Source organism: Acidobacteriota bacterium (genome assembly GCA_020349885.1).
Classification (GTDB): domain Bacteria; phylum Acidobacteriota.
Genome location: CP070701.1, coordinates 2,261,419 through 2,281,289, shown reverse-complemented (window position 1 = coordinate 2,281,289; position 19,871 = coordinate 2,261,419). Strand labels below are relative to the sequence as shown.

Here is a 19,871-nt window from a genome sequence, read left to right as displayed (position 1 = left end):
ATGAAGTGGCACAGGCTGAATGTCCCGATAAATCGTGGATCCTCGCTTCGCGGGACCTGTGCCACCGCAGGAGATGTCCCCCTCTACCCCCTGAGTTTCTTGATCTCCTCCGTGAGCGCCGGCACCACCTCGAACAGGTCGGCCACGATGCCGTAGTCGGCAACCTTGAAGATGGGGGCTTCGGGGTCCTTGTTGATGGCGACGATACACTTCGAGGTGCCTATGCCGACGAGGTGCTGGATGGCGCCCGAGAGGCCGCAGGCGATGTAGAGCGATGGCGAGACGACCTTGCCCGTCTGCCCGACCTGGTGCCCGTGGCCGATCCAGCCGGCGTCCACGACGGCGCGCGACGCCCCGACGGCGGCCCCGAGGGCGTCCGCCAGCTCGAAGAGCATCTCGAAGTTCTTGGGCTCCTTGAGGCCGCGGCCGCCAGAGACGATGATGTCGGCCTCCGAGACGTCCAAGGTTTTCTTTTCCGACTCCGTGAACGCCTTCGCGTGCGCCTTGATCTCCGGCAGCTCCGGCGTGTAGGTCTCGACCTCCGGAGCAAAGCCCGCGCGCGGGGGGTCGAGAAGGGGAAAAACGTTTTTGCGAAGCGCGGCCATCTGGGGCGAGCCAGTGAATTTGACCGCCGCTATGACTTTGCCTGAATAAATGGGGCGCTTCGCATGAAGGGCGTCCCCCTCGACCCAGACTTCCGTGCAGTCGGAGGCGAGGCCGGCCCGGAGTTTCCCCGAAACGCGCGCGGCCACGTCCTTGCCCTGAAGCGTCGCGGGGAAAAGGACGATGTCCGCTTCGGCTTTTTTCACCGCGTCGGCCACGATGCCTGCATAGGCGTCGCTTGAATATTTTTCGAGGTTCTCGCCCACGGCGCAAAGGACGCGGTCCGAGCCGAACTCGCCGAGGCGCGCGGCATGCGACTCGACGCCTTTTCCGCCGATGACGACGCTCAGCACCCGGCCGCCCGTTTCTTCCGAAAGCCGGTGGCCGCAGGAGGTGACTTCGAGCGAGGATTTCTTTACGCTGCCGTCGCGGTGCTCAACGAAGGTAAGTATGTTTTTCGCCACTAGATAAATTTCCGCTCTTCATGAAGGATGCGTGCGAGCTCCCGGGCAGCCTCTTTGGGCTCGCCTTCGAGAATGCGCCCCGGCTCCTTGGGCGGCTGGAGTTCGAGTCTGACGATTCTGGTTTTTGCGCTGGCTTCGCCCGCCTCGTCCGGCGAGAGGCCGATGTCGGCGAGCGATTTCTCGGTGATTTCTTTCTTCTTTGCGGCCATAATGCCCTTGAGCGAAGGATAGCGCGGCTCGTTCAATCCTTTCTGGGTGATGACGACAGCTGGCATCTTGCATTCGATGACCTCGTGGCCGCCCTCGATTTCGCTCTCCGTCTTCAGCGTGTTCCCCTCGATCTCGAGCTTTACGACCCAATTAATATGCGGCAAATTGAGGAACTCGGCGACGAGCGCCCCGACCTGCGACTGGTCGGTGCCGACGCCCTGCTGGCCGAATAACAGCAGATCGTAAGGCTGCCCTTCGATGGCTTTCGAAAGCGCACGCGCCGTCGTAAGCGGATCGCTCCCCGCCCGGGCGGTGTCTTTGACGAGCACGGCCTTGTCGGCGCCCGTTGCGAGCGCCTTGCGAAGCGATTCCTTGGCGCTGTCATACCCCAGCGAGACGACGGTGACATCGCCCGAGCCGGCTTTTTCCTTGAGGCGCAGCGCCTCCTCGAGGGCTATCTCATCGTAGGGGCTGATGACGTAATTGAGCCCCTCCTGCACCACGGACTTGCCATCGTCGGCGATGCTAATCCTGCTGTCGGTTGCGGGAACGTGCTTGAGGAAGACTATGAGGTTCATGGTGCGGATGGCGAGGGGCAGGCGGTGGACCCAAAGGCGCTTTTATCGTTCATGGGTCACTTTAAACCTTTTTCAGCAAAAGGCACGCGTTCGTGCCTCCAAAGCCGAATGAGTTGTTTAGCGCGACTCGGATGTCGCGCTGCACGCTTTCATGGGGCACGTAGTTCAGGTCGCAGCCTTCGTCGGGATGGTCGAGGTTCGTGGTCGGGGGCACGGTGCCGCGGTGAAGCGCAAGGGCACAGACGGACGTTTCGATGCCGCCCGCGGCTCCAAGCGCATGTCCCATCATGGACTTCGTCGAGCTTACGAGCAGCTTCTTGGCGTGGTCTCCAAAGACGCGCTTGATGGCCATGGCTTCGACCGTGTCGCCCTGGGGCGTGGAGGTGCCGTGGGCGTTGACGTAGTCCACCTTGTCGGTCGTGATTTGCGCGTCGCGGAGGGCGGCCTCCATGGCGCGCACGGCTCCGTTTCCGTCCTCGTCGGGGGCTGTCAGATGGTAAGCGTCGGCCGACATACCGTAGCCCGCCACCTCGGCGTAGACGCGGGCGCCGCGGGCCTTGGCCGCCTCGCGCTCTTCCAGCACGACCACGCCCGCGCCCTCGGCGATGACGAATCCGTCGCGGTCGCGATCGAAGGGGCGACTCGCGCGCTCGGGCTCGTCGTTCCGGCGCGAGAGCGCCCGGAGCGAGGCGAAGCCCGCCACCGAGAGCGGCGAGACCGCGGCCTCCGCGCCTCCCGCCAACATGGCGTCGACTTCCCCGCGCTCAATGAGCTTCGCCGCGTCGCCGATGCAGTGTGCGCCCGTCGAGCAGGCCGTGCAGACGGCGGAGTTGGGCCCTCGCAGGCCGTGCTTGATGGAAACCTGCCCCGAGGCAAGGTTGACGATGATGGCCGGGATGAAGAAAGGAGAGACGCGGTCGGGGCCGCGTTCGAGGAGAATTTTGTGCTGGTCTTCGATCATCGGAAGGCCCCCGATGCCCGAGCCGATTATGACGCCGATGCGGTCGCGGTTTTGATCCGTGATGGAAAGCCCCGAGTCCCGCAGGGCGCTGCCGGAGGCCACGAGCGCGTATTGGATGAACGCATCGCCCTTTCGAGCCTCCTTTCGGTCCATATAGCGGAGCGGGTCGAAGTCTTTGATTTCCCCCGCGATGCGCGAGGTATAGGGCGAAGCATCGAACCGCGTGATGGGGCCGATTCCACTTCGGCCTTCAACGAGGGCGCGCCACGTCGTGTCAGCGTCGAGCCCGAGGGGTGTGAGGAGGCCGATCCCGGTGATAACCGCCCGGCGGCGCGCCACGAGCCCCTATCCCTTTTTGTGATTCTCGATATACGCGATGGCGTCCTTGACCGTGGAGATGCCCTCGGCTTTCTCGTCGGGAATTTTAATTCCGAAATCGTCCTCGAAAGCCATGATAAGCTCAACGGTATCAAGCGAATCGGCACCCAGGTCCTCAATGAAGCGCGCCTTGGGTGTTACCTGCGACGCCTCGACGTCGAGTTCCTGCATGATGATTTCTCGTACGCGTTCTTCTACAGAAGACATAGTCTATAGCTCCCTTCGTGTTTATGGCTTAGGTATTCCGTATTCGGAAGGCCATTGTAGCATGATTTTGTGCCGCAGCACACAAGCTTTTCGCGGCTTTTTTTAGAATTTTTTTCGACTTCCAAAACTTCCCCGTGCTCACATGTAGAGGCCGCCGCCAACGTGCAGAACCTGCCCCGTGATGTAGGACGATTCCTCCGAGAGCAGGAAAAGGGCCGCGTTCGCCACATCCTCCGGCGAGCCCAGTCGGCCCGCGGGAATCATGTCCTTGAGGTGCTCCTTGGCCTTCTCGTCGAGCGCCTCCGTCATGGCGGTCTCGATGTAGCCGGGGGCGATGGCGTTGACGGTGATGCCGCGCGAGGCCACCTCGCGGGCGAGGCTTTTCGTAAAGCCGATGATGCCCGCCTTTGACGCGGCGTAGTTCGTCTGGCCGGCGTTCCCCATCTCGGCTACGACGGAGGCAATGTTCACGATGCGCCCGTAGCGTGCCTTCATCATGCCCTTCAAAACGGCACGCGTGACGCGGTATGTGCCGCTCAAGTTCGTGTCGAGCACCGCATGCCAGTCTTCGTCGCGCATCCGCACCAGAAGACCGTCGCGCGTGATACCGGCGTTGTTGATCAAGAGGTCCACGCGCTTAACGTCCCTCTCGATGCTCCAAAACGCCTTGGCGACGCTTTCGACGCTCGTGATGTCCATGGTGTAGACGCGTGCCATGCTGCCTGCCTGCGCCAATTCGGCCTGCAGTTCCTTGAGCGGCTCGAGGAGGATGTCGGCGAGGAGCACCTCGGCGCCTTTCCCGGAGAGCGCAAGCGCGATGGCGCGGCCAATGCCCCGCGCGGCACCGGTAACCAATGCGACTTTTCCATCAAAGCTCAAGACCATTCCCCGGCACCCTTATTCCTTCCAGGCTTCCACTCAGTATGCAACGATGTGAAACTCGCAGCGGCGGTTCTTGGCCCAGGCCTCCTCCGTGTGCGCCGCATCGAGCGGGCGCTCCTTGCCGTAGGAGACGGTCGAAAGACGCTCCGGCGCTATCCCCAGGTCGGCCAGGAACTGCTTGGCGCTTGCGGCGCGGCGCTCGCCGAGGGCGAGGTTGTACTCCACGGTGCCGCGTTCGTCGCAGTGGCCCTCGAGGCGCAGCTCGACCGTCGGGTTCTCCTGAAGCCAGCGCCCATGCGCCTCAAGGAGCGCCAGAGCCTCCTCCGTAAGGCCGTATTTGTCGAACTCGAAGCGAATATTAACAAGGAGGTTCTCCTGCGCCCATGCAATTTCCTCCTCCGATAGGCGCGGCGGGGGCTCCACAGCGGGCTTCGGTGGCTCAGGCTCGGGCTCGGGGGGTGGTGCCTCCTCGACGACGGGCTCGGGAACGGGTTCCGGTTCGGGGGCCTTCTTGGGACAACCCCAAATTGCCGCAAAAAGTGCCATAAGCGTGATGGCGAAAAGCAGTCGTTTCATAGGGCTCCTTTTCTCATGGATTTCACAAAGCTGTCCATATTACCACATTGCTCTCCGCGGCGGCAACGATGTTCCGGGAACCCTGACCCCGATATAGAAACGTGCTTCGCCCCCCACCCCCCTCGTTTTCCTATATCGGGACCTGGAAAAAGCCTAGGCCCGCCCATTTTTTTCCTTACAGGGCTTACACTTGACATTCGGTGCAGTTTGGTATATAAGGATATTAGGGGGGGGCGAAAGCATTGCATTATGCTGAACGACAGGAAGTACAGCTTTATCGTGTTTTCGGACGAAGGTGGCGCGCCGCGTCGGTGGACGTTTTCGCGGCGTACGCTCCGCGCCGCCATGTGGATGGGTGCGGCGGCCGTGGCCCTCTTTGGATACTTCGCGCTGCACTACACGCGAACCTATCACATGCCGGGCGGCATCGAAAACCTGGAGGTCGAGTTTCAGGCGCTGGAGGATGAGAACACACGCTACGTCGCGGAGATCGGTGCGCTTCGCAACGCGCAGGAGGCCATCGAGGAGCGCATCGCGAAGCTTGCCACGATGGTGGGCGTCGAGACGCTTTCCGACGCAAGCTACGTAGGCGGCGCGGGAGGTGTAAGCGGCGCAGAGCGCGTCTTCCCCGCCCAGGAATTGCCCCCCGCCGCGGCGAGGCAGATCGTGGAAATCGAGTCCCAGCAGTCTCTTTTCGGGCAGAGCCTTACGGAACTCGAGCAAACCTATGAGAAAAAGCAGCACCTCCTGAACTTTATCCCCTCCATCTGGCCCGTGGACGGCATCATTACCGGAGGCTATGGCTGGCGGCGCGACCCGTTCACGGGGCGGCCCGACTTCCACGCCGCCGTGGACATCTCCGCTCGCACGAACACGCCCGTAAGAGCCCCCGCCGACGGCATCGTCTCGAGCCGCGGCTACAGCTCGGGCTACGGCAACTCTATCGTCCTCTCCCATGGCTTCGGCTACGTGACGCGCTACGGCCACCTCCACCGCTCCGTCGCAGAGCAAGGCCAGCGCGTCCAGCGGGGCGACGTTATTGCCTACGCCGGCTCCACGGGCCGGAGCACGGCGCCCCATCTCCACTACGAGATTTTGGTCAACCAAAAACCCATCAACGCCCGCAATTTCGTCCTCGCGGAAACGCGGCGGTTTTAGAGCTCGCAAGCGGCGGCTCATCCTTGAGGGCCGGCTCTCCGAACCCGTCGGGGTAGCCTTCCTACGGCAGACAAACCCTCCCCGAGGGACAAGAGCACGTTTTTTCTGTTTCAATTCGAAACAATTGTGCCTGTCAAACCCTCCTTGGCAGGACGATTCCGTCGAAAAAAGGCCCTCATAAGGCCTATTTCTGAGATTTTAGCTTATTTTAGTTAGGCGATATTTGCAGTTCCTCCGCCTGCCGATTTTATTTCGGTTGACTTGGCCGGAAAGGTGTGTTATGCTGGTTGCGGTGGATGCCCTTGTGGCTTCCTTTCTTGACCCGGGCTGGCCGAGAATTCTGGGCGCTCGTATGGATACCACCAAACATAGAGCGGAAAGGTGTTTTAATTTGTGAACAGGAGAAACGATTGGCTACTATAGATCTGAGAGACGGCGAAACGCTGGACTCCGCGATTAAGCGGTTCAAGCGCATTGTTCAACGCGAGAACATTTTGCGCGAGTACCGGCAGCATACGTTTTTCGTTCGACCTGCCGAGCGGGAGCGTATCAAGCGCAGCGTAGCTCAGAAAAGAAGCCATAAGCGTTTCAGCAGGTTTCCTCGCACGGCACAGCGAAGAATCGTTCACCGCCGGCCCGACCTTCCTTCCATCGCCTACGAGGAGCCGTCCGAAGCAGCCTCGGCGCAGCCTTCCCTGGCTGGGCCGCCCCAAGCCCCGGAGGGGCAGGTGAAAACCGCGGAACAACCTTCCGAGACGGTTTCGGCCCCGCTTTCTCCTCCCGAAGGCTCACAACAGCCGTCACCCCCCAACGACTCCCCGGCAAACGATAGCCAGGTCCGAACAGCCAAAACCGCTTAACCAGGCGTCAGGCAGCGGGCAGCCGACGCACAGGGGGCGGGCGGCTTGCTGGACTGTGGCGCTCGGGGTTTGGACCCTCGGTTTCGCCGCTTCCCAAGAATTGGCCCCCTTGGAGTGGCCCCTTCCCAAATCCAGGGCCTTGACCGCGACCTTCGGAGAATACCGTGGCCTTCGCCTCCATGCGGGCATCGACCTGAGCACGTTCGGCCGCACCGGCTTGGAAGTCCGCGCCGTCGAGCGAGGCCGCATCGTTCGCCTCAAGGTGGAGCGGCGCGGCTACGGCCGTGCGCTCTATGTGGAGCATCCAAACGGACTCGTTAGCGTCTATGCCCATTTGGAGCGGTTCGAGGAAGATACGCTTGGCCTCGAAACGCTCGTTCGAACATATCAGCGGGCGCGCGACACGCCGTATCCCGGGGACATCTATCCGGAGCCGTCCCTCGCGGTTGAGCGTGGCCAGACCATCGGCTATTCGGGAGAAAGCGGGGCGGGGCCGCCACATCTGCACGTGGAATTCCGGCGGGGCATGGAAACTCTCGTTCATCCCTTCGCGGCCAGGCTGCCTCTCCCCTCCGACTCGGCACCGCCTCGCGTCGAAGGGCTCATGTTCCTGCCCCGGAGCGCGGACGCGCGCATCAAGGGGCTTCCGCTTCCGCATCGGGTGGACTTCCGCCGCAGGCAGGTTCCCGCGATGAGCCTATGGGGAGAGTGGGAGCTCGTGCTGTTGGCGTACGACCCGTGCGCCCGGGGGGCCCGGTGTGGTCTTTACACGTGGGGGGCGAAGCTCAACGACCGCCCCTTTTCTGAAGCGAAAGTCAGTTCGTTTTCCTACGATGACCCCTCGGCCGGAGGCTTGCTTCACCATTTGGCGTTCTGCTTTCCCCAACCGGCGGTCTACGGGTACCGCCTTGGAGCCGTGCCCCCCGATTCGGAGGGGTTTCAAAGGCTCGTGCTGCGCGAAGAGGGCGAATTTGTTCTGCGGCTCCGGGCGGAGGATTTTTCGGGAAACGCCTCGGTGCGCAGCGTCATCCTGCGTGGCGTTCGGCCTTCCCCGGCCGGGGAGGGGGCCGGCGGCAAAAGCGCCTCTTTTTCCGAAGAATCGCCGCTCCCAACTCGCCTGCACGAGTCCCGACAAGTCGAGGATCCTCGCTCCGCGGGACAAGTTACGCTCCACCCTTCCGCCCGATTCCTGGCGCTCGAGGCCGATTCCTCCCTTCCCCTTACTGCGTCGCTGCATCAAGGCGGGCACGTGCTTGCGGAGGCAGCTTTTTTCCGGGCCGGGGAGCGCGCCTTCGCCACGCTTCCTCTTGGAAACGACGCAGCCGGAGGCATGGTGCAGGTGCGCCGTCGCGGCCGCTCCGTCTTTGAAGCGCCGCTCTTGTTCGCTTGGGCGGGGCGCGAGCCTGTGACCCTTGCCGCGCCGCCCCGGTTTCAGCTGCTCGTCCCCGCAGACGCTGCATGGGAGCCCGGCGCGGTATGGGCGCGCGTCGTCGAGGACATCCCTCCCGCAGAAGAGCTGGCGCCTTTCGCGGCGCTCGACGTTCTTCCCGAAGGTATGCCGTTTCGGCACGCGCCCCGCCTGACGGGCCTACTGCCTTCCGTGTGCCGGGAATCGCGGCGAATCGGGTGGTATCGAAAAGCCTTTCGTGAGGAGCGATGGATCTATCTTGAGGGCGAGTGTGAGGGGCGGGAAACGAGCGTTTCGATTCCCTATGGAGCGCGCTACGCCCTGATGGAGGACCGGGTGCCTCCCGTGATCGAGCCGCGACATCCCAGGCCGGGGCAGAGCGTCCCTGCTTCCGCCGTGGAATGGCATGCCCGCGCCTGTGACCGGGGAAGCGGCGTCGACTACGAGAGCGTGCGTTTTGTTCTAGACGGCGTCGCCCGTCGGGGCGATTACGACCCGGACCGCTTCAAGGTTTTTTTGAACCTGGCGTACGAGGAAATACGGCCTTCCCGCGGCGAGCATACGCTGCGCATCGAGGCGGCCGACCGCGCCGGGAACGCCGCCACGCGGGAGTTTCGCTTTACGGTGCGCTAGTGCCGTTTCAGCTTGAATTGCCTAGTGAAGCGGACGCCAAGCGGCGCGAGCGATGCTTGGAAAACAGGAAAGGGCAAACGGCGCTCGCGGCGGAGGCCCGCCATGCGGTTCATTGGAGCGGCACTAGGAAGCAGAGGCCGCTTACTGGCGCCCGAGCAGGACGCGCATCCCCATGAAAATCTCCCAGCGCTCCGGAGAAATTTCCCCTCCCTTAAATTGCCAGTATTCCGGGAGGTACCCGGCGGGGCTAAATCTGTTGGCTGACAGCCACATCGTGTCCCCCTCCTGATAGAATAAACAATTCGTAACCCTCGTTTTTTGGATGGGGTCGGCGACGCTGTGATCCAAGCATAGCCCGTCGTATTCCTCGCTTCCGGATTCGTCGCGAAAACCCTCAAGGGGATGCGACAAGGAGACTCGGATTTTCTCTTGGGACCAGAGATAGCGCGTGTTCACGTTGAGAGCCCACCGCGGCGTCAGATGGAGATTGACTCCCATGAACGTAGCGTATTGAAGGCCGTCCTCGACGCTCGTTTTGACGGTGGGAGGCGGGATGATGCATCGATCTGTGTTGCACCAAATTCCGGGGTACTGGGTATTTATAGCTGCATTAGCCTCGTTAAGCATTTGCGCGTGCTCGGGACCAACGGAGCAATCCCCGAAAATAAAATCATGCTTTGCGCCTGAACAACTGTCCCGCTCCGGGTCATTCCAGAAGGGGGGACACATTCCTTTGGAAGGGTCCCCCGGACTACACGGCCTGAGAGGGTTAAGAACAAAGAGCGTTTCATTGACGTTCCCCTCGCTAAACTTCATTGCCGCGTAGCCTACGCTCACGCCAAGGTAAGGGCGCAGCTTTTGCTTGAGTCGGAAATGACGCTTGAGCGAAAACAGGATGGGAATTTCCTCCAGCTCGCCCAGGTCGAAGGGGTCGGTGTAGATTTCGTTGGCGTTCGCCTCCGGGATGCAGAGATTCTCGATACAGTCCCTCCTGCACTCGAGATTCTCATCAACCAGCGGCGTCGCTGGGTCGTCTAGGACGCCTGCGCATCCCCGTTCGCAGAAGGTATTGCAACGGCTAGACTTGGGATAGAGGCCGCCGTCTTCGAACTCAAGCAAAGCGCCGTAATTTCCCACTGACCCCTCGTAGTGTTCCACGGCAAGCGAAAACTCCCACTTGCCGAAGAAGCGTCCCAGGGAAAGGCGATACGTGGCGTCCCCTACGTTCCGCGACTCCTCCAGCATGGCGCGGCGCTCCGGGATGACAAGCTCGTTGAGCGCGTTGCCCCACGCGATTCCGCTTTGGGAATAGCGGGTGCCGATATTGAACTCAATCGACCATTGAAACGACTTCTCGAGCATACCTTCCTCGTCCTGCGCCGCGGCGGGTACGGCCGCAAGCCATACCACGGCCGCCGTTGCGGCGAGCACCCGGCCCGAGCCACCCCGGAAGGACTGCCTTACGCTTTTCCCTATCTTTAGCATTTTACAGGTCAAGATAGCACGGGGGCGTGGAATGTGTCAAGCGACACCTCTTTCCACCTAATCCTGACATAGAAAAGCGGATTGAAACGTAAGGCCTTACGGGATAAAGGTTTTCCGTCCACAAACAGGGTGGCGAAGGCGCCTGCCCCACCATTTTCTTGCTTCTATGTCGGGACCAGGGCTGTTCAAGCGCCGCCCGTCGTTGCTCTTTCACCTCCCCCTCCTGTCAAACAATTTCAAGATCACCAGGCGCGCCTCGAAGTCGCCCTCGGCGGGCTCCACGTCGGAGCTGATGCCGTAGGCGGCCTCGAAATTTATGATGGTGTTCTTGGGGCCCATGAAGTTGGCGCCGAGGCCTGCGCCCGTGTGTTTCATGTACTCTCCCGTCATGGACTCCCGCGTTCGGGCGACATCCACGCCGGCGTCGAGGCCCACGGCCTCGCCCACACCGAATCCCCAGCCGAGGCTCGCCACAGCGCCGCGGTCGAAGCGGATGCCCGAGCCGCTGAAGCCCCGCACGCGCGTGCCGAAGAAGGTCAGGCGGTACTGGCTGAAGCGGTCTAGGTCGCTGCCGGCCATGCCGTCGAGCGCGAACATGATTTTATGGAACTTGGGCAGGTAGAACGTTTTCGCCAGGGACGCGCCGTACTTTTCGTAGGACTTGTGCTCCGGGTCATAGCCCGGGTTGCCGGGAAGGCCCCACGCGGACCATTTGGCGCGGCGGCTCAGCGCTCTCCACGCTTCGAGGTTCCAGCCTTTCCGGTCGTAGCGCGCCGCGAGGCGCCCCGTGTGCGTCAGGGTGTTTTCGGGAAGCACGAAGGCCGAGTCGGTCTCCTCGTCGCGCTTGAAGCGCTCGTAGGACGCTTCGTAGGTGCCCCGGGTCTTGAAATAATCGGCAAACGGAAGGCCCAGACCCAATTCGGCCGACGCGGAGCGGGACTTGAGGCGCTCGGCCCTCCGCTCGACGCCGTCTACGTAAAAGCGGTCGCTGGTCGCTACGCCGATGGCGAAAAGGTCGAGGCTTGCTTCCAGGTCGGTGCCCCAGAGTGAGGGGCGCGTGGCGTTGAGCGTTCCGAACACGCCCGCGTAAAAGAGGTTCACCTGCGTGCCCGTGCCGTGGAAATCGAACGAGAAATAGTTGACGCCCGCAAGCGGAATCGGATAGTCGAGACTCGCGTCGTAATAGGCGCCGCCGAGCAGAAGGAGCGAGTCGCGCGTCTCCCCCTTCTTCACGACGCGCTCCCCCGTTTCTCGGTCCTTGGTGAGGTAGCGAAAGCCTTTTTCGGTGTCCTGGAGCATCTGGTGGTCGGACTCGTGGGAGGCGCGGCGTTTTTCCTCGAAATCCGGCGCGTTCACTCGAAAGTCCGAAAAGACCACTTTCCGCTCGAGCACCGTGCTCCGGCCCGCGGTCGTAAAGACCATCTGCCCCTCAATGCGCCGGAGCAGCCAGTAGTCGAGGCCGTCGGGCGCGACGACGGAGCCGAAGACGTTCGTTTCGGTGTTCGAGGTGATGGGTTTTTCGAGGTTCGTCTGCGCCGCCGAGGTTTTCATCTTGGCGAAGGTTTCTGTGTCAATCCAGACCGTGCCCTCGTAAAGCGAGAGCGTTTTGTCGATGGGGTGGAACGCGATGCGGTAGCATTCGCGCCCCTCCGCCGCGCCGCGCCCGAGTAGCCTGTACTCGTAGCGCTTGTCGAAGGAAAGGTCGAGCGGCACGTTGACCACCTTCTCCGGCTGCACGAGCGGCACCTCCGGGAGGCGCGGCGAGCGCCAGCGAACGCCGTTCACGTACACCTCCCGCTGCTCCCATTCCATGCCCGTGTCCTCGGAAAAATAGAATTGGTTTTCGGTCGTAATGTCGATTGAGGAGCGAAACTCGGCGATGCGGAAGTGCATGTCGATTCGCCCAGAAGCCGAATAGTGCCTGAGCTTGGCGCGCTCGCGCCGGTCGAAAACCTGGTGCCGCGCGATAATCTCTTCAACCGGCATCTCGGCCCTGCGGGTTACTTCGATTTCCTCGCGGAGGTCGCCGAGGCCTGGCGTGCGCTTGAAGCGGTAGCTCAAAAAAAGCGGGTAGGGGCGGAAGCGCGTCAGAATTTCCGCCTCGTTCTCCTTCGGGAGGCTGATGACGAAGCGCAGGAATTCCTCCTCGTCCCGCACGATGTCCATGCGCTTTACGTCTTCGAGGTGCGGGAAGACGGCATGGACGCTCGCGTCGGCCTCGCCGTGTGCCGGGTTTTCCGGAAAGAAAGCCACGAGATAGGAATTGTCCTCGGCGTTGTAGAACGCGACGTGAACGGGCCTTGCGCCCGGTTCGGTGCTTTCCACGCGGTGGCGGTCGAAAGCGGGCGAGATGGCAACGTAATCCTCGCTCAGAAGCGACGCGGCGCGCGTGAGGGACTCCGGCGCTTCTTCGCCCGCCCCGTCGGCGAACGTGACCAAGGAGGCTCCGTCCTTGACCGCACGGAGCCAAATTTTAAGCGCTTCCTCTCCCTCTCCCGCCCCTTGGCCGACGAGCCAAATGTGGGCCTTGGGATCAAGGCGGTCAAGCGCGGAGCGGAGCGTCGCCACGCCCTGTGCATCCTCGGTCGCGACGCCGTCCACGTAGGCCGCCATCCCGTAGGTATAGAGTTCTTCGAGCCATTCGGCCTCGCTTGCGGCGCGGCGGGACACGTTAAGAACGATGCCGGCTCCCGGGACGACCGAGCGAAGCACGACCACGGAGCGCTTGTAGAGGTAGGCGCAGGCCATTCTCTCGTGAGGATTCCCTCCGCCGACGCCCACCTCGAAAAGGCGCACATCCCGCTTGGCGGCCGCGTCGGCCGCGTCGCGCAGGAAAAGCTCCCACGCTTCCAGGGTTTCCGCGTCTTCCGGGGCGAGGCAGTCGCTTCGCGCAAAAACAACGACGGGCTCCAGGCCGCGCCCCCGCAGCGCGCGAAGCGAGCGCGCCAGGGCCTCGGGGTCGAACGCTTCGTAAGGCACGTGAAGGCGGAAATAGAACGTCGCTTTGGCCTCAATGGCGGGAGGATGGAACGCCTCCACGGTGCCGTCAAAGCCCGCGGCCATTCCCGGAAGCGGCCCTTCCTTCGCCCATGCCGCCGGCGCCGAGAGCAGAACGGCGAAAGGCAGAAGGAACAAGGAGCGAAAGACGCGAACGGGCGCTTCCCCCCGCTTCTTGTTCTTGCGGGATTTCAGGCTTACGGAGTGCGGTTCTTGAAGGTGTTTTGCCACAGGGGGTTCTCTTGCCGGTGCGTTACGGCTCGGGCTTCGACTTGATGACGCGAACGGGCTCAACCTCCTCCCACCCTTCTTTTTCTTCCGCGTCGTCCGGTTCCTGCACAAGAAGGGCAGGGGCATCGCGCTCGGCCGCCCGGCTCCGCATGTCCGCCGACAGGGCCACGAACTGCGGCTCAAGCTCACGATACAGGGAGTGGGCCATTTTTTGAAGGGCCTCGCTCATCGCCTGCTGGTAGTGGCCGACGGAAAGGGGCTCCTGCGTGGCGACGCGCCCGAAGCCGGCTGCCTCGCCAGAGACGGAAAGGGCCGGAAAGAAGCGGCTGGACGATTCGTAAGAAGCGAGGAGGTAGATCTCGATTGTGTTCTCGCGCGAGAGAAGCGGCGTTTCCTTGGTTTTAGGGCGAAGCTCCGCCACGTCCACGTAAAGCTCCACCTCGGCGGGAAAGGCGTCGTCCACCTCGCTGAAGAGGCGCGTGCGTTTGAAATACTCGATCATGTATTCGGTGATGGATTCCGCGCTTCGGCCCGAGAAGACCGAAAAGAACATCGGATGCCCCTTAGAGGAGTCGGTGACTTGGACGGCGAGGCGCACGGGAAGGGGCTCGCCCTGGTGCACCTTGGCGGGAATGGGCACGAGGTACGTGTGATATCCGCATGCCAGCCAGGGAAGGGTTGCGACAACGAGGAAAAACAGCTTCACGGGACTGATCCAGCTTTCTGCGGCGTACAGTGGGTCATGAAGGAGAGACCTTGGCTGCGAACCGGAGTCCTTTCCATGCGCATAGCACCGTGCCGCGTTCGCGCCGGGGCGACGCCAGAAAGCGCGCGAGGGCCTCGTAGAGAAGGCGGCGGTCGGGACTCTTTCCGAGCGCATGGGCCTGCCGGGTAGCCGCCCGCGTCGTCTCGATTATGTTTGCGACGACGGAGGCCTTCGTCGCGGGGTCGTCAAGGGCGTGGCGGACGAAAAATTTCTCGAGCGCGTCGACGCCGTGGTTTTCGAAAAAATACCGCCGCACCAGAAGCACGGCTTTTTCCGGAAATCGGTGCAGGCAGGCGTCCTTGATGCCGCCGAGGAGCGTCTCTTCTGTCTCGCCCCCGGCGGCCCTGGCGGGGCCCTCGCCGTCGGGCGCCGCGAGGGATCCCAGGGCGCCAATGAGGTGCGCTTCGTACAAGAGAGCGCGCGCAAGCTCCGGCTCGGGATGACGCAGCCAGAGCTCCCGGACGGCGTTCGCCACGATGAGCGCCTGCGTCACGTCGTCCCACTCCTTTCCTTGGGCTGGGTCGAGCTCGATGGAAAGGTCGAACGAGAGCATCCGCTCCGCCGCGGCGAGCGCCATCGAGGAGGCGATGCGCTCGACGGAGGCACCGCCGCGGAGCGCGCGGAGAAGGGCTTCGTTCGACGCGCAGGGGTCGCCGCCCAGAAGAGTCTTTCGAAACGCCACCTCGTTGAAATCCTCCTTCGCGGCCTCGCCTCGCCGCTCTAGAAGTCTGTTCCACTCGCCGGAGGAAATTTTTTCCAGGAATTCCGACGTCGCTTTCATGGGAGGGAGTTTGTCTTTGCGCGTCGCGCGGACGAGGGCCGGAACGAGCGGGGGTAGAATCCAACCGGCCTCCCGCCGGCCCAGCATATCGAGCAATTCGGAAGCTTTCAGAACGTAGAGAAGGGAATCGCCGTCGTCGAGAAAGTGGTCGCTCGCCGCGACGATCAGGGCGCGCGCTAGCTCGTCGCCCTCAAGCGCCGGAGCGCTTCCTGAGGTGGCGGCGCGTAGGAGCGCCTCGGCGGCCTCGGCCTCTTCCTCCTCGACGAGGCGTCGGAAATTTTCCAATACCTTTTCCTTCGAGGCGTACGCCGACAGGTCGGCGGGCTCGGGAATCTCGCGCGGCTCGCGGCGGACGTTCGGCTCCGCCGCAAGCGAGAGCGCCTGCATGAGCGGAAAAATTTTCTCCTCGTCCCCGTAGAGCGCGAGGGCGTGCGCGCAGTCCACGGCGGCGCAGAGCTCCACGCTCCAGCCCTCCTCGCCGCACGTGCAGCCGTGGCGGGCGGCCTCGCGGACCACGTCGCGGGGACTGGCGCCGAGCTTGAGGAGCTGCACCGCGGCGCGCGCCATGCGCCCGCCCTTGTTCTTGCGGAGCGCCTTGCGCAAGTTTTGCCGGAGATTCTCGCGCGGGTCGGGCTCCCCGAGGTCGAGGAAAACGCCGTCGCCCTCGACACGCGCCGGGTACGCGCGCACGTCCTCGCCGCCCATGACGCACCGGCCTTCGGGAAGGGAGAATTTCCAGTTGTGCCACACGCACGTGAGGACGCAGCCCTTCTCGCCGCGGTCGTTCTCCCGCGCAGCGACCTCGCCCTGCACGAGGGGATGGCCCTGGTGCGGGCAGGCGTTCTGGCAGGCGTAAGCGCGGCCTTCGACAAGAAACAGCGCGATGTCCCTCCCGCCTGCCTGAACGGCCGCGCGCCCCTCGGCGCGAAGCGCGTCGAGGGAGGCCGCGCGCACCCAAGGCGAGGGGGAAGGAGCGGACGCCGCCGGGCGGCAGCTCTTCGACTGGCTCATGGTGCGTTTAGGATACTTGAGCCGGGAGGGGATGGCAACGCCGGGCCGGGGATCAGGGGTTAGAGATTAGCAAGAATTCCTTTTGCTAACCCCTGGCGACCGGAGGCTACCTTAGATACAGCTTCCGATGCTCTGCGCGTGGCACGCCCCGGCGGCGGGCGGCCTCTCAACGGCGGCGCTGTCCGTTCCGTAGGAGCCTTCCGAGGTGCCGTTATGGGGCACGACGAGAAAATAGAGCGTCGCCCCCGCGGGCGCGATCGTCTCCGTCAGGTCGCCGCCCGCGTCGGTGCAGACCGAGGGCGCGTGGTTGTAGCCCGAGCCGAGCGTGCTCAAATCGCCTACCATGACGGCGTAGTCCGTGGCGTTGCATGCGGCGTCCCACGTCAAAGTGACGGCTCCGCCCCCCGCGTCCGCCACCATGAGCGGCGTCCCCGGCACGGCGCCCCCGTCGGGGACGGCGGCGGGATCCGCACTCGCCGGACACGTGCACCCGCTCACGTCGCATTCCGCGCCGCTGGTTATACTCAGCGTCCCCGACGAGATGGTCGCACTGCCGCTTCCGCACCCTTTGCCCGCTTCCGTCAGCTGAAGCTCGTAGGTGCCTATTCCGATGTAGGAACCGGTTACGTCAACGGGCTTGGGCGGGTCCGCCACGCCGAAGTCTTTTATCAGGGTCGGCCCCCCCACTGGGTCGAGAAGCTCCACCTTCGCGCAATCCAGCACGTCCGCGGCCCCGCCCTCATGGGTCAGCGTGTAAGAAAGCTCGGCCAAGGCCACGGGGAGCGCGAAGGGTAACGCGGGCGCAAAGAGCGAGCTTGCCGTTGCGTTCTTTGCCGCCAGCGGGTCCGTCGCCTGCACCGCGGTCACGGTCACCTGGCCCACGGTGACGCCGAACGCCGCAGTCTCGTCAGGATACGCCCCCTCGTCCGAGACGATGCCCGTCACGTCGAACAGGACATCGTTCACGCAGACCGCCAGCGAATCCACGACGAAGGAATACGTGTACTGCGCCGTGCCGAGCGGGGGGATGCTGCCGTAGGCGCCCGGGTTGTTGCACACCGCGGCCGCCACCGCAGAGCCCGGGTTGACCGTCAAATCCGCCTCGACGTTGTTCACGGTGCACCCGGCGTTGTTAACGAGCCGCACCGTCGCCTGCCATTCCTCGCCCGGCTCGGCGAGCAGGTCGCCGTCGCCGCACGCCTGCACGAGCGCAGTCGTCGCGTCGTAGGCCACGTCTGGCACTGCGACTGTGATGGGAATCGTGGAAAGGCACGTCTGCGGCCCGGGAGCGGTGCAGGAGTCGGTCACCCGAAACGCCGCCGTGTAGGAGCCGGCCGCCGGGTAGGTGTAGCCCACGGTCGTGCCCGAATCCATCGCGGTAAAGGTGACGCCGTCGTAGTCGAAGTCCCACTCGAAGACGAGAGGAGCGACGCTGCAGCCGGGGAGATTTCCGACGAAGGTCTGCGCCGCGCCGAGGCACACCGCCGCCGCGTCCACCGATGCCGAGCACGAAAGCGGCGGGCAGCCGCTGCTCCCCGCGCACGGCTCCGTGACCACCGAAGGCGCGACGATGCCCACGGCGGAGTTGTTCGCAACCGTTAACGTGAAAAAGGGGTCTTCCGCTAAACCAGAGGAGTGAACATTTGCCGAGGTATCCGTAGCCTTGGCCGATGTATCCGAAATGAACGTGCAGGAAGGATCGATGTTTCCGTTTGCGTCCAGTCTCAAAATCCAGAAATCCGCCAAGCCTGCGCCGAAAGCTTGAGTATATCCCGCCATGGCGAAACCGCCGTCCATGGTCTGCCGGATGGAGTGGGGGGTGTCTCCATAGCTCTTCTGCCACTCGATATTGCCGTAGGCGTCCAGCTTCAAAACCGGCATATTGTCTCCCGTCGCGATGAAGTTGCCGTCCGACGTCTGCTGGACGGAACGGGCGATACCACCACCGTACATCTTCTCCCACTCGATTTTGCCCAACGCGTCCAGCTTCAGAATCCATGAACCGGTTCCCCCCACGATATAGCCGCCGTCCGTGGTCTGCTCAATGGAGTAGGCTGTATCACCGCCGCCGGTGTAGACCTTCTCCCACACGACGCTTCCCGAGGCGTCCAGCTTAAAAACTAGGAGACCGCAGACCGCTCCGCCACAGTAGTCTCCCGCCGCGACGTAGCCGCCGTCCGTGGTTTGTTGAATGGCGTAGATGTCCCCTCCGCCAACCAAAATGTTAAGGTCGCTGTAGGTTTTATACCACTGAATCTCCCCCCAGGCATCCAGCTTCGCAACCAAGGCGTGGCCACCTGCGTTCACCCCTCCCGCTATGATGTAGCCGCCGTCCGTGGTCTGTTGAATGGCTCGGTCGGAATGACCCCCCCCAAACGACGAGAGGCCGGGATAGTCCTTATACCATTGCGTCTCCCCCGAAGCGTCCAGCTTCAAAATAAGAAAAAGGCTGGATTGGCCCCACGCTATGACACAGCCGCCGTCCGTAGTCTGCTGGATGGAGTAACGTTCAGTCGTCGGCCAACTTGGACCAGGGTAGTACATCTTCTCCCACTGGACGTTCCCCAAAGCATCCAGCTTCAATACCCACGTATCAAAACCGTCCCAGGCGAAGGAATACATGGTTCCCGCCACGACGTAGCCGCCGTCCGACATCTGCTGGACGGCGTAGGAAACGTCATAGTGAGGGTGCCCGTACGTCCGCGCCCAAGTGGGGCAGCCCTCCACCGTCACCGTCTCGCTCGACAGGGCCGTGCAGCCCTTGGAATCGGTCACCGTCACCGAATACGCCGTCGTGACCGCAGGGTCTACCGTGATGACCCTCGCCGTCTCCCCGGTGCTCCACGAGTAGCTGTAGGGCGGCGTCCCTCCCGACGGATTCGCATCGAGCGCCGCGCACGCGCCCGCGCAAATCGCCGGCGCGTCCGGCAGAATGTCCGAGCCCGCCGAGCAGCCGCCGCACGCCGCCGGGCTGCAGACCAACTCCTGCACCGCCACGTTGTCCACGGCCCAGAACAAATCGTCCTGGGCTTTCCCGTAGCGCCACTCAAACTGGCAGTCCGCGGCCCCCGCGCACTCCGCCGTCGCGTCGAGCACGATCGTCCCCTTGTTGGTCTGCGTCTCGTCCCACTGAACCAGGGTAGACCATGCGCCGCCCGTGTTGATGCTCCGCGCCTTCACCGCGGCCGTCTCCGCGCCGACGCCCCCCCCGCCTGCAGCGCCTCGGAAATGGTGGTCGAAGATGAGCGTCACGTTGGTTGCGGCCGAGGCGTCGATGGGCGGCGTGATGAGCTCGGTGTCGGTGGTCAACTGCCAATTCTGGCAGGGGTCAAAGCTGTTGTTAACGGCGTAGTTGGTCGGTAGGACATATTTCGGCCAACACCCTAACGGGCAGCTCGGGCCGTCGGGCTCCCATCCCAGCGTCGTATCGCCGTTTTCAATCTCCGTCCACCCGGGCGGGGGAACGGTGCACGCTTCGAAGTCTTCCGAAAAAAGCGGCGCCAGATACCGGCCGACCTGCACCTGAAACGACGCTGCGGCGCTGGAGAAGGGATTCCCCCAAGTGTCCTGGTAGGTCAGGTCGAGCGTGAAGTCCACGAGCGTCCCGCAGGGCACGCCGGCGTCCATGATGAATTGGAACGGCGTGAGCGACGTTCCAGAGCCTCCCATGGAAACGTCGGGG

Annotated in this window: 13 protein-coding genes; 3 read left to right on the top strand and 10 right to left on the bottom strand. The window is 63.2% G+C overall.

Annotation, left to right across the window (positions count from 1 at the left end; translation table 11 throughout):
- Window positions 1-83: 83 nt before the first annotated feature.
- From JSV08_09730 to pal, 6 genes are all read right to left on the bottom strand, one after another.
- The gene (locus JSV08_09730; protein UCF80763.1) at window positions 84-1,067 is read right to left on the bottom strand and encodes an electron transfer flavoprotein subunit alpha/FixB family protein; all 984 of its coding nucleotides are present in this window, start codon (window positions 1,065-1,067) and stop codon (window positions 84-86) included.
- Window positions 1,067-1,855, bottom strand: coding sequence for an electron transfer flavoprotein subunit beta/FixA family protein (locus tag JSV08_09725; protein ID UCF80762.1), 789 nt, complete (start codon window positions 1,853-1,855; stop codon window positions 1,067-1,069). Before JSV08_09725 ends, JSV08_09730 begins: the two co-directional genes overlap by 1 nt.
- Window positions 1,856-1,916: 61 nt before the next feature.
- Window positions 1,917-3,155 carry a beta-ketoacyl-ACP synthase II gene (gene fabF / locus JSV08_09720; GenBank protein ID UCF80761.1) on the bottom strand — a complete coding sequence of 413 codons (1,239 nt, stop codon included), beginning with the start codon at window positions 3,153-3,155 and terminating at the stop codon, window positions 1,917-1,919.
- Between the two features lie 6 nt (window positions 3,156-3,161).
- Window positions 3,162-3,401, bottom strand: a complete 240-nt coding sequence (locus JSV08_09715) for an acyl carrier protein (GenBank protein UCF80760.1) — start codon at window positions 3,399-3,401, stop codon at window positions 3,162-3,164.
- 138 nt (window positions 3,402-3,539) lie between these two features.
- A complete protein-coding gene (fabG, locus tag JSV08_09710) occupies window positions 3,540-4,280 on the bottom strand; it encodes a 3-oxoacyl-[acyl-carrier-protein] reductase (GenBank protein UCF81882.1) in 741 nt (246 codons plus the stop codon).
- Between the two features lie 39 nt (window positions 4,281-4,319).
- Complete coding sequence (gene pal / locus JSV08_09705; GenBank protein UCF80759.1) at window positions 4,320-4,859, bottom strand: peptidoglycan-associated lipoprotein Pal; 540 nt, start codon at window positions 4,857-4,859, stop codon at window positions 4,320-4,322.
- A gap of 249 nt (window positions 4,860-5,108) precedes the next feature.
- On the opposite strand from pal, the gene JSV08_09700 reads away from it, so the two are divergent.
- From JSV08_09700 to JSV08_09690, 3 genes are all read left to right on the top strand, one after another.
- The gene (locus JSV08_09700; protein ID UCF80758.1) at window positions 5,109-6,017 is read left to right on the top strand and encodes a M23 family metallopeptidase; all 909 of its coding nucleotides are present in this window, start codon (window positions 5,109-5,111) and stop codon (window positions 6,015-6,017) included.
- 296 nt (window positions 6,018-6,313) lie between these two features.
- Window positions 6,314-6,877: a 30S ribosomal protein S21 gene (locus tag JSV08_09695; protein ID UCF80757.1), complete on the top strand. Its 564-nt coding sequence runs from the start codon at window positions 6,314-6,316 to the stop codon at window positions 6,875-6,877.
- A gap of 109 nt (window positions 6,878-6,986) precedes the next feature.
- Complete coding sequence (locus tag JSV08_09690) at window positions 6,987-8,918, top strand: M23 family metallopeptidase (protein UCF80756.1); 1,932 nt, start codon at window positions 6,987-6,989, stop codon at window positions 8,916-8,918.
- A gap of 141 nt (window positions 8,919-9,059) precedes the next feature.
- Here the strand turns inward: JSV08_09690 and JSV08_09685 are convergent, their stop codons facing one another.
- From JSV08_09685 to JSV08_09670, 4 genes are all read right to left on the bottom strand, one after another.
- Entirely contained in the window at window positions 9,060-10,403 is a 1,344-nt protein-coding gene (locus tag JSV08_09685) for a hypothetical protein (GenBank protein ID UCF80755.1), read from the bottom strand.
- Window positions 10,404-10,613: 210 nt separating this feature from the next.
- Window positions 10,614-13,631, bottom strand: coding sequence for a hypothetical protein (locus JSV08_09680; GenBank protein UCF80754.1), 3,018 nt, complete (start codon window positions 13,629-13,631; stop codon window positions 10,614-10,616).
- A gap of 22 nt (window positions 13,632-13,653) precedes the next feature.
- Window positions 13,654-14,337, bottom strand: a complete 684-nt coding sequence (locus JSV08_09675; GenBank protein ID UCF80753.1) for a hypothetical protein — start codon at window positions 14,335-14,337, stop codon at window positions 13,654-13,656.
- Window positions 14,338-14,371: 34 nt separating this feature from the next.
- Window positions 14,372-16,189, bottom strand: coding sequence for a Rieske (2Fe-2S) protein (locus JSV08_09670; protein UCF80752.1), 1,818 nt, complete (start codon window positions 16,187-16,189; stop codon window positions 14,372-14,374).
- Window positions 16,190-19,871 lie beyond the last annotated feature (3,682 nt).

Bases quoted from the DNA above. Each gene is read 5' to 3' on its own strand.
- JSV08_09725 (UCF80762.1), bottom strand. From the start codon at position 1,855: ATGAACCTCATAGTCTTCCTCAAGCACGTTCCCGCAACCGACAGCAGG.
- JSV08_09715 (UCF80760.1), bottom strand. From the start codon at position 3,401: ATGTCTTCTGTAGAAGAACGCGTACGAGAAATCATCATGCAGGAACTC.
- pal (UCF80759.1), bottom strand. From the start codon at position 4,859: ATGAAACGACTGCTTTTCGCCATCACGCTTATGGCACTTTTTGCGGCA.
- JSV08_09700 (UCF80758.1), top strand. From the start codon at position 5,109: ATGCTGAACGACAGGAAGTACAGCTTTATCGTGTTTTCGGACGAAGGT.
- JSV08_09695 (UCF80757.1), top strand. From the start codon at position 6,314: ATGCCCTTGTGGCTTCCTTTCTTGACCCGGGCTGGCCGAGAATTCTGG.
- JSV08_09685 (UCF80755.1), bottom strand. From the start codon at position 10,403: ATGCTAAAGATAGGGAAAAGCGTAAGGCAGTCCTTCCGGGGTGGCTCG.
- JSV08_09670 (UCF80752.1), bottom strand. From the start codon at position 16,189: ATGAGCCAGTCGAAGAGCTGCCGCCCGGCGGCGTCCGCTCCTTCCCCC.